Annotated in this window: 14 protein-coding genes; 9 read left to right on the top strand and 5 right to left on the bottom strand. The window is 54.3% G+C overall.

Annotation, left to right across the window (positions count from 1 at the left end):
• Positions 1-198 precede the first annotated feature (198 nt).
• From KGP17_RS11735 to KGP17_RS11720, 4 genes are all read right to left on the bottom strand, one after another.
• On the bottom strand, positions 199-1,539 hold the full coding sequence (locus KGP17_RS11735) for a cytochrome c (protein ID WP_021804603.1): 1,341 nt from the start codon (positions 1,537-1,539) through the stop codon (positions 199-201).
• 11 nt (positions 1,540-1,550) lie between these two features.
• Positions 1,551-3,335, bottom strand: a complete 1,785-nt coding sequence (locus KGP17_RS11730; RefSeq protein ID WP_021178195.1) for a GMC family oxidoreductase — start codon at positions 3,333-3,335, stop codon at positions 1,551-1,553.
• Positions 3,336-3,337: 2 nt separating this feature from the next.
• The gene (locus KGP17_RS11725) at positions 3,338-4,063 is read right to left on the bottom strand and encodes a gluconate 2-dehydrogenase subunit 3 family protein (RefSeq protein ID WP_021804604.1); all 726 of its coding nucleotides are present in this window, start codon (positions 4,061-4,063) and stop codon (positions 3,338-3,340) included.
• A gap of 307 nt (positions 4,064-4,370) precedes the next feature.
• On the bottom strand, positions 4,371-5,033 hold the full coding sequence (locus KGP17_RS11720; RefSeq protein ID WP_021178197.1) for a transglycosylase SLT domain-containing protein: 663 nt from the start codon (positions 5,031-5,033) through the stop codon (positions 4,371-4,373).
• Positions 5,034-5,142: 109 nt separating this feature from the next.
• Here KGP17_RS11720 and ghoS point away from each other — a divergent pair, with 109 nt between their 5' ends.
• From ghoS to KGP17_RS11685, 7 genes are all read left to right on the top strand, one after another.
• Positions 5,143-5,442, top strand: a complete 300-nt coding sequence (gene ghoS, locus KGP17_RS11715) for a type V toxin-antitoxin system endoribonuclease antitoxin GhoS (RefSeq protein ID WP_059200612.1) — start codon at positions 5,143-5,145, stop codon at positions 5,440-5,442.
• Positions 5,443-5,571: 129 nt separating this feature from the next.
• Positions 5,572-6,510 carry a metal ABC transporter substrate-binding protein gene (locus KGP17_RS11710; protein ID WP_305801158.1) on the top strand — a complete coding sequence of 313 codons (939 nt, stop codon included), beginning with the start codon at positions 5,572-5,574 and terminating at the stop codon, positions 6,508-6,510.
• A complete protein-coding gene (locus KGP17_RS11705; protein WP_223499397.1) occupies positions 6,507-7,397 on the top strand; it encodes a manganese/iron ABC transporter ATP-binding protein in 891 nt (296 codons plus the stop codon). Before KGP17_RS11710 ends, KGP17_RS11705 begins: the two co-directional genes overlap by 4 nt.
• Positions 7,397-8,260 carry a metal ABC transporter permease gene (locus tag KGP17_RS11700; protein WP_223499395.1) on the top strand — a complete coding sequence of 288 codons (864 nt, stop codon included), beginning with the start codon at positions 7,397-7,399 and terminating at the stop codon, positions 8,258-8,260. The genes KGP17_RS11705 and KGP17_RS11700 overlap by 1 nt, the downstream gene beginning before the upstream one ends.
• The gene (locus KGP17_RS11695; protein ID WP_223499393.1) at positions 8,260-9,117 is read left to right on the top strand and encodes a metal ABC transporter permease; all 858 of its coding nucleotides are present in this window, start codon (positions 8,260-8,262) and stop codon (positions 9,115-9,117) included. Before KGP17_RS11700 ends, KGP17_RS11695 begins: the two co-directional genes overlap by 1 nt.
• A gap of 247 nt (positions 9,118-9,364) precedes the next feature.
• Positions 9,365-10,324, top strand: a complete 960-nt coding sequence (locus KGP17_RS11690) for an IS110 family transposase (protein ID WP_059199085.1) — start codon at positions 9,365-9,367, stop codon at positions 10,322-10,324.
• Positions 10,325-10,828: 504 nt separating this feature from the next.
• Positions 10,829-11,698, top strand: a complete 870-nt coding sequence (locus tag KGP17_RS11685) for a fructosamine kinase family protein (RefSeq protein WP_223499391.1) — start codon at positions 10,829-10,831, stop codon at positions 11,696-11,698.
• A gap of 39 nt (positions 11,699-11,737) precedes the next feature.
• Here the strand turns inward: KGP17_RS11685 and KGP17_RS11680 are convergent, their stop codons facing one another.
• Positions 11,738-12,298 (bottom strand): YniB family protein, encoded by a 561-nt coding sequence (locus tag KGP17_RS11680; protein ID WP_021178205.1) that lies wholly within the window; start codon positions 12,296-12,298, stop codon positions 11,738-11,740.
• 213 nt (positions 12,299-12,511) lie between these two features.
• Between KGP17_RS11680 and hxpB the strand changes: the two genes are divergently transcribed.
• Together hxpB and kduD are read left to right on the top strand one after the other, a co-directional pair.
• On the top strand, positions 12,512-13,177 hold the full coding sequence (hxpB, locus tag KGP17_RS11675) for a hexitol phosphatase HxpB (RefSeq protein ID WP_021804612.1): 666 nt from the start codon (positions 12,512-12,514) through the stop codon (positions 13,175-13,177).
• Positions 13,178-13,390: 213 nt separating this feature from the next.
• Positions 13,391-14,152, top strand: a complete 762-nt coding sequence (gene kduD / locus KGP17_RS11670; RefSeq protein ID WP_223499390.1) for a 2-dehydro-3-deoxy-D-gluconate 5-dehydrogenase KduD — start codon at positions 13,391-13,393, stop codon at positions 14,150-14,152.
• Positions 14,153-14,260: the final 108 nt, after the last annotated feature.

The raw sequence follows: 14,260 nt of genomic DNA, 5'->3' as shown, positions 1-14,260 counted from the left end.
CAATAACAGTGACATAGAACAAATATGAAGTGCAATATCTCGCAGAAAGGTAAAAAACTCAGGTCAAATAGTTTAAAGACCCAGGAATGGGCTGTTAAAGGTGATTAAAAATCACACACCATGAAATGATTAACAACTCTAACTTATTTAAGGATAATTGAGATAAATAAAGGGCCTCGAACGAGGCCCTTGTGAGGATTACTTGGCACCCACAGGCGCTGGCTCTGGGACAGTAGAACTGCCCATCGCCTTCTCATCGCGGATAATTGAACGATCCTTACGCACGTCAGCTACATCGGAAGCACTGATGGCTTTGGCATTATTACCCCAGCTGGAGCGGATAAAGTTCACCACGTCCGCAACCTGCTGGTCGTTCAAGCGCCAGCCAAACGGTGGCATGGTGAGGTTGGAAACCGCCCCCTTCACTGCTGGCGTGGTATTGCCGACCAGCACAATGTGGATCAGCGAGGTCCCGTCTTCGGTCTGCACCACCGGGTTGCCCTTCAGCGCCGGGAAGGCACGCTTGTAACCAACACCATCGGTACGGTGGCAAGCGGCACAGTTATCGACGTACAGCGCGGCTCCGGGCTTGCTGTCGTTACCACGCCACAAATCTTTGGCGACGCTGTCTTCAACCGGAGCGGCCTGCTGTTTACCGTCTTTCGGCGGCAAGGTTTTCAGATAGCGGGCGATCGCGGTCAAATCCTCATCGCTGAGATATTGCAGGCTATGTTCGACCACGTCGCTCATGCCCCCAAATACCACCGACTTATCGTTGCGGCCGGTTTTCAGGAACTCGGTCAGTTCGCTCTCGCTCCAGGTGCCTAAGCCATCTTTATTATCGCCACGCAGGCTGGATGCTACCCAACCGTCGATCGGCGCGTTACTGCCAGACAGGTAGTCATCCCCTTCCGTGTTGCTCAACGCCTTCTCTTGCATAGTCAGGCTGCGCGGCGTATGGCATGCCCCACAGTGCCCCAGCCCTTCGACCAGATAGCGGCCACGTTCGATAACCGGATCGGCGTTGGCGTTTGCCGCGAAATCGGCCGGTGTTGGTGCAAACATCGAACGCCAGATGTGTAGTGGCCAACGCATGGATAACGGCCAGGGAATATCGGAGTCTTGGTTCGCTTGTTTGACGGGTTGCACGCCGTGCATGAAATAGGCATACATGGCACGCATATCCTCCTCTTTCACCAGCGCAAACGAAGGATAAGGCATCGCCGGGTACAGGGTGCTGCCGCTCTTGGCGACGCCTTTGCGTACCGCATTGTCGAAATCTGCAAAACTGTAATCGCCAATGCCGGTGGTTTTGTCCGGGGTGATGTTGGTGGAATAGATAGTGCCAATCGGCGTTTCCATCGCCAAACCACCAGCAAAGGGCACACCGTTTTTACCATTGGTGTGGCAGGCCACACAGTCACCGGCACGTGCTAGATATTCACCACGTTTGAGCAATTCGCTGCTGACCGCCGCGTCCTGCGCCAAAACGGAAAAACTCAGTGCACTGAGAACCAGTGCGGGAACCAAAGCTTTCATCACTCGCATCCTCATGCCTGCACCAATGGGCCTGGGTTTTTCAGATACTGCTCGCGAATGGCGCGGGCAGACCAATAGGCCAACGCGGCAACGGTGCCGGTCGGGTTGTAGCCCAGCCCCTGCGGGAAGGCCGATGCGCCTATCGAGAACACGTTATGCACGTCCCAGCTTTGCAGATAACGGTTTACCGCGCTGGTCTTGGGATCTTCTCCCATCACCGCTCCGCCGTTCATGTGCGTAGTTTGGTAGCTGGTGGTATCGAAATGGCTGTTGGCGTTTTTCGGGCTGCCGGAAATCAGTTTCGGGTTCATCGCCTTGGCGATCGGGGCCATCTTGTTGAACATAAACTGCGCCATCTTGATGTCGTTTTCCTGCCAGTCGAAGGTCATGCGTAGCAGCGGTTGGCCAAAGACGTTCTTGTAGGTCGGATCGAGATCGAGATAGTTGCTACGATAGGACTGGTGCGCGCCATGCGCATCCATAGAGACATGGTGCGTATAGGCATCCGCCACCGCGGCTTTCCACTTGCTGCCCCAGGCTGGAGTACCAGGAGGCGTTGGCAGGCCGGAGATCGGTTTGGTACCCGCCTGGTTGACCCAGAACGGTGAGCCACCGACAAAGCCCTCCTTGCCGTGGTCAAAGTTATCCGCGTTGAAATCATCCACGCCGACGCCGTTACCGCCCGCGCCAATAAACGGGTTGGTATGGACGTCCTTATCAAAGAACGCCTTGATGGTAGTCATGTTCTGGTAGGCAAAATTACGCCCAACCACCCCTTCACCGGTCTGTGGATCGTAAGGTTTGCCAATACCGGAGAGCAGCATCAGATGCACATTGTGGAACTGGAAGGCCCCGAGGATCACCAGATCGGCAGGTTGTTCAATCTCACGCCCCTGGGCATCGATATAGTTCACCCCGGTCGCCCGGCTTTTGTCAGCTGTCAGGTTAACTTTCAGCACGTTAGCGTTGGTGCGCAGCTCAAAGCGCTTCTCCATCCGCAGTGCTGGCAAGATATTGACGTTTGGCGACGCCTTGGAATACATGTAGCAGGCATAACCGCTGCAGTAACCGCAGAAGTTGCAAGGACCCATCTGCGCGCCATAGGGGTTGGTGTAGGAATCTGACGTATTGGCAGAGGGCAGATTGTAAGGGTGATAACCCACCTCACGCGCCGCCTTTTCAAACAGCTGCGCGGAGAAGGTGTTCTTCTGCGCTGGCAGTGGGAAATGGTCGGAACGGTCTGGTGCAAAGGGGTTTCCGCCTTTGTCTTTACCCACCAACTGCCCCTTCACTGACCAGGCTGTGCCGGAGGTACCGAATACCTTCTCGGCCTTATCAAAGAACGGCTCCAGCTCGTCGTAGCTCACCCCAAAATCCTGGATCGTCATGTCTTTTGGAATAAAGCTTTTACCGTAGCGCTCTTCATAATGGCTGCGCATACGCAGCTCGATAGGATCGATACGGAAATGCACGCCAGACCAGTGCAGGCCAGCTCCGCCCACTCCGGTACCCGGCAGGAAAGCCGCCAACTGGCGATAAGGTACTGCGGTTTGGCTTGTGTTGTGACGGATAGTCACCGTACTTTTTGAAAGGTCCTGGAACAACTTGCGGCGGATATTATAGGTTAGTTCATCGATCACCTGCGGGTAGGAGCCGTCTGGGTAGGTATCGCGCATCGGGCCACGCTCAAGCGCCACCACGTTTAGCCCGGCCTCGGTCAACTCCTTGGCCATAATGGCACCAACCCAACCAAAACCGACGATCACCACATCCTGCTTCTTCATTACCGTTGCCATAATTACCCCCTCTCCCCACGAATCGATACCGGTGGGAAGGGATAACGTTCCCCTCGCTCAACCCAGTCCATAAAGTCGGCGCGCGCGCCCGGAAAATTAATCAGCTTCCATCCCACCATTTCTTTGTTACCGCCATGGATTGGATCGCTGAAAAAACCTTCACGGGTGTTTTGCAATAGGTAAGAGAAGAACAGCTTGGCAGGCAGTTGCGCAAACTCGGCCTCACCGGATTCAAACTTCTGCAACAGCGCATCCTGTTGTGCGCCATCCAGCTCGGCGAATACTTTACCTGCCGTTTTCTTGCTGTAGGCATCCGCGTCGCTGATACCCAGGTTATAAATCTGTTTCGGCACCAACGGCAGTTGATAACCCATTTCCGGTGCAACATCGGGATTGAACGGCCCTTGCATGTACCAGATTGAGCCGGTGGCATAAGGCGTATTCATCTGCCGATCGATAAACTCCGGCACGCCTGCTTCCAAAGCGCCCGGGCCGCGCTCGTCCGCAGGGATCAAACGCGCGACCGCCGCCTGGACAAAGGCCCACTCTTCGGGGGTAAAGAAGGTTGGTTGATAGTCAGCCTGCTTGGGGGTGTCGCTAGCGGCAAGCACGGGTGTGGGCGCCGTCAGGGCACTCACACCGCTGCCACCGATAACGGCTGCGGGGATCAGCGTCATCGACTTCAGCAAGAAATCACGCCGGGAGTTGTTGGTTTTATCGTTCGACATAGCACATTCCTTCCAAAAAAAATCACAACTATTTAACCTCAACCTCGCGTTCCATACGGAGTTTAAACATATATTGTTACGTAATTGTTTATTTTTTGAAGGTCAGAATGTGAGCTTTGGCAGCAATGTTACCGGTAACTATTTGATTGAGCGTAAAGTTTTCTTTGTTAATGTAAAATTAACAATTTGTGCGGTTTTTTAGTTCAAAAGGCGGGAGAACAACGGAAATGGGATGCAGAGCACATTTTTACCGGCAAGAAATAGCAAAACCGGCCCTTTATTGGGGCCGGCTGTAGGCAATCTGAGGCTAGTCAGCCATCGCTTGATAAGCAGTGGTAACCTTCCACAAGTAACGCGGCGCTTGCGGTGCCGGGTGTTTCTTCTGGATATGCTGATAAAACTCGTCCGGGCTCATCTGATTGATGCGGTTTACCGCCACACGTTTATCCGATGAGAAGGTCCGTAACATCGCGCCTGCCCCGTTCACATAGGAAACGATGGTGGCATAGCGTAACGTTTGTGGATTGGTGATCCCGGCTAGCTGCTGGCTTTGAAGAATATTGATATAGGCTGTTCCCAGATCAATATTGACCGCCGGATCCTTCAACTCACGTGAACTTGGCTGCCCGTTCTTTCCCTTCATACGGTAAGCATCGCGTCCAGCGGTTGAGGCTTTCAGCTGCATGAGCCCCACGGCATTCGAGGTGCTGACCACGTTCGGGTTAAACCCGGACTCCACCTGAATGATCGCCTTAATCAGCGTTTCGTCGACGCCATAGTTGCTGGCAGCCTGACGGATATAATCGTTATAAGCGACCGGTGTCCCGGTACGGTTGCTTGGTGTTTGCGGTGGAGTTTTTAGCCAACCGCCCGAAGTGCCACTGCCTGCCTGATTGCCGGTTGTTTGCGGATCTTTCGCACAACCGGCTAATAGTACGATTGCCATCAGGCAACCTATTTTTGTTTTCACAGAATCCCTCACTCCTTTCAATGAGTTGCGTAGCATATACAACGGGTAAGGATACCTGCATAACTTTTTTGGTCTATTCTCAGGCTATCCATATACCAAGAGGTGATTTATGAGTCAATCTTCGTCCATAGGATTTGTGGTGACTTTCACCTATCCGGAACAGAGCTTAACCGATTTAGCCAAATTAACCGGACAAATGACGCTGGCCGGTTTTTCCACCATGCTCAGCGACAGCGAGGGCGTTCCCCATGAGCTGGGGATCAACAGTTTTTCGCTAACAACGCCATTAAATCAAGAAGATGTCAAACAGTTGGCGCAAGGGTTGGGCGAGGTGGCATTGGGGGCAAAACCCGAAGTGGAGATAGTCACTGGCAGTGATTACTTTAAGCGGTTACATCCCGATACATAAAATGTTATAACTCACACGGCGGTACTATTTCATTAACAACAACATAACCCCTTGGCAAAGCTTGGTGATGCTTGACTTCCGCTCAATTGATATTGATAATCATTTTCATTTGAATAAGGAGACGTCATCATGCCAATGAAAAACAACGTATTTACTCGTCGTCGTTTTAGCTTGTCCCACTTTCGCCCCCTTGCCCTGCTCTGCATATGCCTTAGCGTTGTTGCTGTGAGCCAACCGGCTTCGGCAAAGGAAAAGCTGCGCGTGGTGACCACCTTCACCATTATCCAGGATATCGCCCAGAACGTGGCGGGCGACGCTGCCGTAGTGGAGTCCATCACCAAGCCTGGGGCGGAAATCCACGACTATCAGCCCACGCCGCGGGATATCGTTAAGGCACAGCACGCCGATCTGATTTTATGGAACGGGATGAACCTGGAGCGCTGGTTCCAACGCTTCTTCGAAAATATCAAACAGGTGCCCGCCGCCGTGGTAACCGAAGGGATCACCCCGCTGCCGATCCACGAAGGCCCGTATAACGGTAATCCAAACCCCCATGCCTGGATGTCGCCAAGCAATGCGCTGATCTACATTGAGAACATCCGCAAAGCGCTGGTGCAGCACGATCCTGATAACGCCGAAACCTATAACCGCAATGCCAAAGCCTACGCTGAAAAAATCGCGGCGCTGGATGCCCCGCTACGCGAGCGTTTGTCGCGTATTCCGGCAGCCCAGCGCTGGCTGGTAACCAGCGAAGGCGCCTTTAGCTATCTGGCCAAAGACTATCAGTTGCAAGAAGTCTACCTGTGGCCAATCAATGCCGACGAACAGGGCTCACCGCAGCAGGTGCGCCGGGTGATTGATACCGTGCGGGCCAACCACATTCCGGTGGTGTTCAGCGAAAGCACCATTTCGGATAAGCCTGCCAAGCAGGTGGCCAAAGAAACCGGCGCACACTACGGCGGCGTGCTGTATGTCGATTCGCTTTCTGCCGCCGACGGGCTAGTGCCCACCTATATCGATCTGCTCAATGCCACCGTGCAAACCATCGCCAAAGGATTCAATCAATGAGTGCAGAGACCTTTATCCGCCCCGAACTTAGCGTGGATGACGTATCGGTCACCTATAACAACGGCCATACGGCGATCCATAACGCCAGTTTTACCCTTAGCGGTGGTTCGATCTGTGCGCTGGTGGGGGTTAACGGCAGCGGGAAATCGACCCTCTTCAAAAGCATCATGGGCCTGGTAAAACCGACATCTGGCCAGGTGACGCTGAGCGGGCAGCCGGTTGTCGCCGCGCTGAAGAAAAATATTATCGCCTACGTGCCGCAAACCGAGGAGGTTGACTGGAACTTCCCGGTGCTGGTGGAAGACGTGGTGATGATGGGCCGCTACGGCAAAATGAACTTCTTGCGCATTCCTACCAAGGAAGACCGGCTGCGGGTCGATAAGGCGCTGGAACGCGTTGGCCTGACTGAATTACGTAGCCGACAGATCGGCGAGCTTTCCGGCGGGCAGAAAAAGCGCGTATTCCTGGCCCGTGCCCTGGCTCAGCAGGGAACTGTGCTGCTGCTTGATGAGCCTTTTACCGGCGTAGATGTCAAAACCGAGAACGCCATTATCGATCTGTTACGTTCGCTGCGCGATGAGGGGCACCTGATCCTGGTATCGACCCACAACCTCGGCAGCGTACCGGAGTTTTGCGATCGGGTGATCCTGATTAACCGTACCGTGCTTGCCGCCGGCCCGCTCGAGACCACGTTCACGCAAAGCAATCTGGAACTGGCGTTCGGTGGCGTATTGCGCCATATCAACCTCTCCGGGCCCGACCTGCACGATGACAACGATCCCCGCACCGTAACGGTAATCACCGATGACGAGCGCCCTGCGGTGTTTTATGGCCATACCAAGAGCGATCCTCCGGCGCAAAGTCAGCAAAAGGAGAATACTCCCTGATGCTCGAGATCCTGCTGCAACCGTTCAACTACAACTACATGGTCAAGGCGATGTGGGTCAGCGCCATCGTCGGTGCGGCCTGCGCTTTTCTGTCGGCGTATCTGATGCTGAAAGGCTGGTCGTTGATGGGGGATGCTCTTTCCCACTCCGTGGTGCCTGGCGTGGCCGGTGCCTATGCCCTCGGCCTGCCCTATGCAGCCGGTGCGTTTTTCACCGGCATGCTGGCCGCGCTGGCGATGACGTTGGTACGCCACGTTACCCGCCTGCGTGAAGATGCGATTATCGGCTTTATTTTCTCCACCTTTTTCGCCGTCGGCCTGTTGATCATTTCGCTCAATCCTACCTCGGTGAACGTGCAGTCGATCATCTTCGGCAACATTCTCGGCATCGCAGATGAAGACGTGTTGCAGGTGGAGATTATTATCGGCGTTTCGTTATTGATCTTATGCCTGGTGTGGAAAGACCTGCTGGCGGTATTTTTCGATGAAAACCACGCGGTGTCGATCGGGCTTTCGCCACTCAAGTTGAAGATACTGTTCTTTACCCTGCTTAGCGCCTGCACCGTGGCCGCGCTGCAAACCGTCGGCGCCATCCTGGTGATCGCCATGGTGATCACTCCCGGTGCTACCGCCTATCTGCTGACCGACCGTTTTGGCTGGCTAGTGATTATCGCCATCGCGATCGGTGCGTTGACCAGCGGCTTGGGTGCCTACCTCAGCTTCTTCGTCGATGGGGCCACCGGCGGCGTGATCGTCACGTTGCAAACGCTGGTGTTCCTGGCGGCCTTCCTGTTCGCACCGAAGCACGGGCTGTTAGCCTCAAAACGTCGCGTAAATCGTGGCAACTCTCCGGAGGGCAACTGATGGAATTCCTGTTGCAATGGCTCTCTGAGCCGTTCGCCTATCCCTTTATGCAACGCGCCATCATCGCGGCTATCGTCACCGGTGTCGTCTGCGCCGTGTTGTCTTGCTATCTGGTATTGAAAGGCTGGTCACTGATGGGTGATGCCATTTCTCACGCCGTGCTCCCCGGCATTGTGCTGGCCTTTGTGTTCGGTATTCCGCTGGTGATTGGCGCATTTCTTTCCGGCATTTTCTGCGCGGTCGCGACGGGTTATCTGAAAGAGCACAGCCGGGTAAAAGAAGACACGATGATGGGGATCGTATTCTCCGGCATGTTTGCCTTTGGGCTGGTGCTGTTTGCCCGCATCGATACCGATCAACACCTCAGCCATATCCTGTTCGGCAATATGCTGGGGATCACCGACGGTGAGCTACGGCAAACGTTGTGGATCGCCGGGATCACGCTGGCAATCGTGCTGCTCAAGCGCCAGGACTTCATGCTCTACTGTTTCGATCCCAATCATGCGCGCGTTATCGGCCTGCCGGTGAAGTTACTGCACTACGGCTTACTGTGCCTGCTGGCGTTAACCATTGTGGCCTCGCTACAGGCGGTGGGGGTGATCCTGGTGATTGCGATGCTGATCGCACCGGGGATTATTGCGTTCACGCTGTGCCGCAGTTTCAACCGGATGTTGATTGTTGCCACCATCGCTTCGGTTTTTTCCTGTGTGCTGGGTACACTGATCAGCTTTCATATCGACGGCGCAACCGGGCCGTGCATCGTGGTCGTACAGGCGCTGCTGTTTGTCATCGCCCTGCTCTATAGCCACTTCAAACCCGTGCAACGCAACGAAATCACCGTAGTTAAAAACCATTAAGCCGCCCTCACCCTAACCCTTATGTCTTGATCTTCTCCGCCTTAGCGGAGAAGATCCCCGACTGATCATCGGGAGATAGCCGGTGAGCTCCCCCTAACCCTAGTGCCTATGAGCCCGTGGGAGAGATTGTGCCCCGGCTGTCTATTTCCCTGTCGCCTTGTAGACCGAACGGTATCCTGTGCCTATGAGCACCTACATATAAGGATGGTCCGGCGATAAATTTCAGACATGGTTATGGAGTGCCATAATGCGTAGAACCCCTGTCGGCGTTGATATCGCTAAACACAAATTTGATGTCGCCGTACTGCTGGACAATCAGAAGTATAAAACCAAAAAGTTTGCCAATACCCCTTCTGGATGCCGCGAGTTCGCAGCCTGGTTGAGCCGCTTTGGCGACTGTCATGTCTGTATGGAAGCCACCGGGAGCTACAGCACGGAACTGGCCACTTATCTGGCAGACAACAACTACCACGTCAGTCTGATGAACCCGGCGTGTATCCATTCCTTCGGCAATACAGAACTGGCCCGGAACAAAACGGACAAAAGCGATGCAGCGATGATAGCCCGCTACTGCGCACTGCATCAGCCTGCCCCGTGGTTCCCAGCCCCGTTGAGCGAGCGCCAGTTGACCGCGTTGGTCAGGCATCTTAAGAACCTGGAAGAGATGCGTCAGATGGAAGAAAATCGCCTGGAGGTGGCCGAAGCAGTCATCGTCCCTTCACTCAATGAGCACATCGCCACGTTGGATGAACTGATACGAGAAACGAAAAAGAAAATCAGTCAGCACATCGATGATAACCCTGACCTGAAACGGGACAGCGAGTTGCTAAAAAGTATCCCTGGAGTGGGAGAGATGCTGAGCTCCAGCCTGCTGGCCTTCGCAGGAAACCTGCGTCGGTTCACCAGCAGCAAGGCCCTGGTAGCGTACGCAGGACTGAATCCACAGCGATGTGAGTCGGGGATGTTTAAAGGGAAAAGCCGGTTATCGAAAGTGGGGCACGGTGAGCTGCGAAGTGCGTTATACATGCCCGCGGTAGTGGCAGGCCAATACAATGTTGTGGTTAAAGACTTAACAGAAAGGCTGAAGTTGCGTGGGAAGTCGGGCAAAGAAAGAGTGTGTGCGGCGATGCGAAAGTTGCTGCAACTGGCCTATGGTGTGGTGAAATCAGGAAAGACATTTAATGCGGAAATACCGCTTGCCGGATAGCCGACAAGACGGTATCTCTCCCCCAGGAGAGGGAACAGAATGTGCCACTGTTGTGGTCTAGTAATATCGAACACCGATAAAGGTTTTTACGCCACCCGCTCCCTGTGGGAAAGAGAACAAAACGTGCCACAGACTGACTCCTGCACCTATCCCCGGCTCCGCTCCAGCCCCCTGTGGGAAAGAGAACAAAACGTGCCACAGACTGACTCCTGCCCCTACCCGCGGCTCCGCTCCAGCCCCCTCTCCCTGTGGGAGAGGGTTGGGGTGAGGGGAAAATCCCTACTATGACGTTTCCCGTGTAACAAGGAACTCGGCAAGTTAGCCTGAACCAAGCAGCATTCAGCATAAGCGTACTTAAATTAATCAATAGCGTATATACTTTGACCAGACACGCGGCGATGATTTTTTCGTCAATAGATGGCGCAGCTGTGCGCCACATCGTGTTTTCGCAGCAGGAAAGACGCTAACCTAATGAAATCGCAGGCAACACAGAAGGGGATTACTATGTGGCAAGCCGTTAGCCGTCTGTTGAGTGAACATCTTGGCAGCGCAGAAATCCGCGAAAGGACTGAACTGCCCGGGGGAGAAATCCACCCGGCGTGGCGCGTGAGTTACGGTGACAGCGAGGTGTTTGTTAAATGTGATACCCGCGAAATGCTGCCGATATTTACTGCGGAGGCCGATCAACTGGCCTTGCTGGCTCGCAGTAAGACCGTGCGCGTCCCCGAAGTGTATGGGGTTGGCAGCGATCGCGATTACAGTTTCCTGCTATTGGAGTATCAACCCCTTAAGCCGCTGGATGCGCACGGGGCGCACTGCCTCGGGCAACAACTGGCCCGCCTGCACCAGTGGAGCGAACAACCGCAGTTCGGCCTCGACTTCGATAACGACCTTTCCACCACACCGCAGCCCAATGCCTGGCAACGCCGCTGGGCGGAATTTTTTGCCGAGCAACGCATCGGCTGGCAGCTACAGCTGGCGGCGGAAAAGGGCATGACCTTCGGTGATATCGACGAAATTATTGACGTGGTGTATCTGCGGTTGCAACACCATCAACCTCAGCCTTCCCTGCTGCACGGCGATCTGTGGCCAGCCAACTGTGCTCAGGCCGCGGATGGGCCTTTACTGTTCGATCCAGCCTGCTACTGGGGCGACAGAGAGTGTGATTTGGCGATGCTGCCGCTTTATCCTGAATTGCCCGCCCAGATTTATGACGGCTATCAGAGCGTGTGGCCGCTGGAGACCGGGTTTATCGAACGCCAGCCGCTGTATCAGCTTTATTACCTGCTCAACCGCAGCAACCTGTTTGGCGGCCAACATCTGGTCATGGCGCAGCGGGCCATCGACAAGCTGCTCCATCCAGAGACGCTGTAATGTCATGGGCGCCGCATAGGGCGCCCGTTCTTTGCAGATCTACGCCACTCCGGCCATTTGCCCTAGCAGCTTGAGCACAAAATAAGCCACCACGGCGATCACCACCGGCAAGATATACAGCGGGAAGTATTGCAGCAATATGGTGTGGTGCGGCAACGTCACCCGCTCTTCCAATTGCTCACGCGTGTGCCCTTCGCTGCCCTTGGCCTGTTCCAGGATCATCTGATCTTCCAATCCTTCACGGATAAACTTCACCTGACGCGACATGCGCGCACCGGAAGTCTGCAATGCCAGGCCGACAAAAATCAGGAAATAGATAATGATAAACATCAGATTAGCGCCGCTAAACAGGCTCTTATCCACGTCCGGTACCGGTGAGTTGTACCAGAAAATATTCAGGAATGGCGTATTGAAGCGCACCATGTCGACCATGACGTGGACAAAATCCAGCATCACGGCGTTGATCCCTCTGGACTTCTCACTGTGTTGATAAACAAAACCCAGCAGTGAAACCAGCGTTGACAGTAACGCCGGGATGAAAACGACCCATCCGAAAATGCGTTTCAGTATGGCAACGCGCCCAGCCTGTTGATACGTCATGTGTTCCCCTTGTAAGCGACGCAATCGTTGTTGCGCTAAGTCTACCTGTAGTTAATGAAACTCGCCCACCGTTTTCTTTATCTTCCCCCCAGTTCCAGAGAGATCCTGTACTTTGGGAAAACACCCCGGGCCCGAAGGGTGCAGGCGCCTGAACAAAAATGATAGAGTGGCGAAAACATTTTCTTTTACTGGTGCTGCAGGAGTTAATTGTTAATGGCTTATTCGCAACGCATAGCAACCGCAATTTTTGATATGGACGGTCTACTGATCGACTCTGAACCCCTGTGGTTACAGGCAGAAATGGATATTTTCAGCTCATTGGGCCTGGATCTGTCCGATCGTCACAACCTACCGGATACGCTGGGTTTACGCATCGATCTGGTGGTACGAATGTGGTTCCAGGCCATGCCGTGGCAAGGGCCTTCTCAGGAGGAAGTGGCTGGCCGCATTATCGAGCGGGCCATCGAGTTGGTACGGGAAAAGCGCCCGTTGCTGCCTGGGGTGCAACAAGCGCTGGAACTGTGCCGTAGCCTGGATTTAAATATTGGGCTGGCCTCCGCCTCTCCGCTACATATGCAGCAGCAGGTGCTGAAGATGTTCGATCTGGAGAGCTATTTCGATCAGTTGGTTTCAGCCGAATACCTGCCGTACAGCAAACCGCACCCGGAAGTCTATCTGATCGCCGCCGAACGCCTGGGCAGCGATCCACAGCACTGCATTACTCTGGAAGACTCCTTCAACGGTATGATTGCCACCAAAGCAGCGCGTATGAAATCGATCGTGATCCCTGCGCACGAATACAGCCAGGATCCGCGTTGGGCCTTGGCCGACCTTAAGTTGCAAAGCCTAGAGCAGTTAACTGCCGCCCATCTGGCCTGATCTTGACGGCATCGGCCCCACCGGTGCCCTTTTCCCTCCCCCTGCACTCGAAAAATAAATAAAACACCATTTCATTTTTATTGAATTAAGACACCATTCAAATTATGCTAGTCGCATAAAGAAAACACCGGGCCATTAGGTGACACTGTCACTGCCACGCAGTTGCCATCGAAAGCCCGGTGCTTTCTTCCCTCACGGCAAGAGAGCAACGCTATGATTCTGAATTCCTTCGACTTAATGGGCAAAGTGGCGCTGATCACCGGCTGTAATACCGGCCTGGGGCAAGGCATTGCGATTGGGTTGGCGCAGGCCGGTTGCGACATTATCGGCGTGAACCGCAGTCAGCCCGTTGAGACCATGAGCAAAGTTACCCAGACTGGGCGTCGATTCCTGAATTTGAACGCCGATCTCGGCAATATCGACGCCATCCCTTCTCTGCTAGCCACCGCCGTTGAGGCGTTTGGCAGAATCGATATCCTGGTGAACAACGCAGGAATTATCCGCCGTGAAGATGCCCTGAATTTCAGTGAACAAGACTGGGATGAGGTGATGGACGTCAATATCAAGACCCTGTTCTTTATGGCACAGGCGGTGGCCAAACAGTTCATCAGCCAGGGCAGCGGCGGTAAAATTATCAATATTGCTTCGATGCTTTCTTTCCAGGGCGGCATTCGCGTACCGTCTTACACCGCGTCGAAAAGCGCGGTACTCGGCCTCACCCGGCTATTGGCCAATGAATGGGCACAGTACCAGATTAACGTTAACGCCATTGCACCGGGCTATATGGCCACCAACAATACCCAGCAACTACGTACCGATGAAGACCGCAACCAGCAGATCCTCGAGCGCATCCCGGCAGGGCGCTGGGGCACGCCGGATGACTTGATGGGCCCGATCGTCTTCCTTGCCTCGGCAGCGTCCGACTACGTTAATGGCTACACGCTCGCGGTAGACGGTGGCTGGCTCGCTCGCTGATCTCCACTGCGAACATATCCTTCCTCCGAATTTGAGCGGGCGCAGCATTTGCAGCGCCCCTACATTACCAGTCTTCCTGTATACCTCGTCCGTCATAAACACCGTTTC

The sequence above is a fragment of the Serratia sp. JSRIV001 genome (assembly GCF_019968745.1).
Lineage (GTDB): Bacteria > Pseudomonadota > Gammaproteobacteria > Enterobacterales > Enterobacteriaceae > Chania > Chania fonticola_B.
Note: the sequence above shows the minus strand (reverse complement) of the source record. Positions and strands in the feature narration are given on the sequence as shown.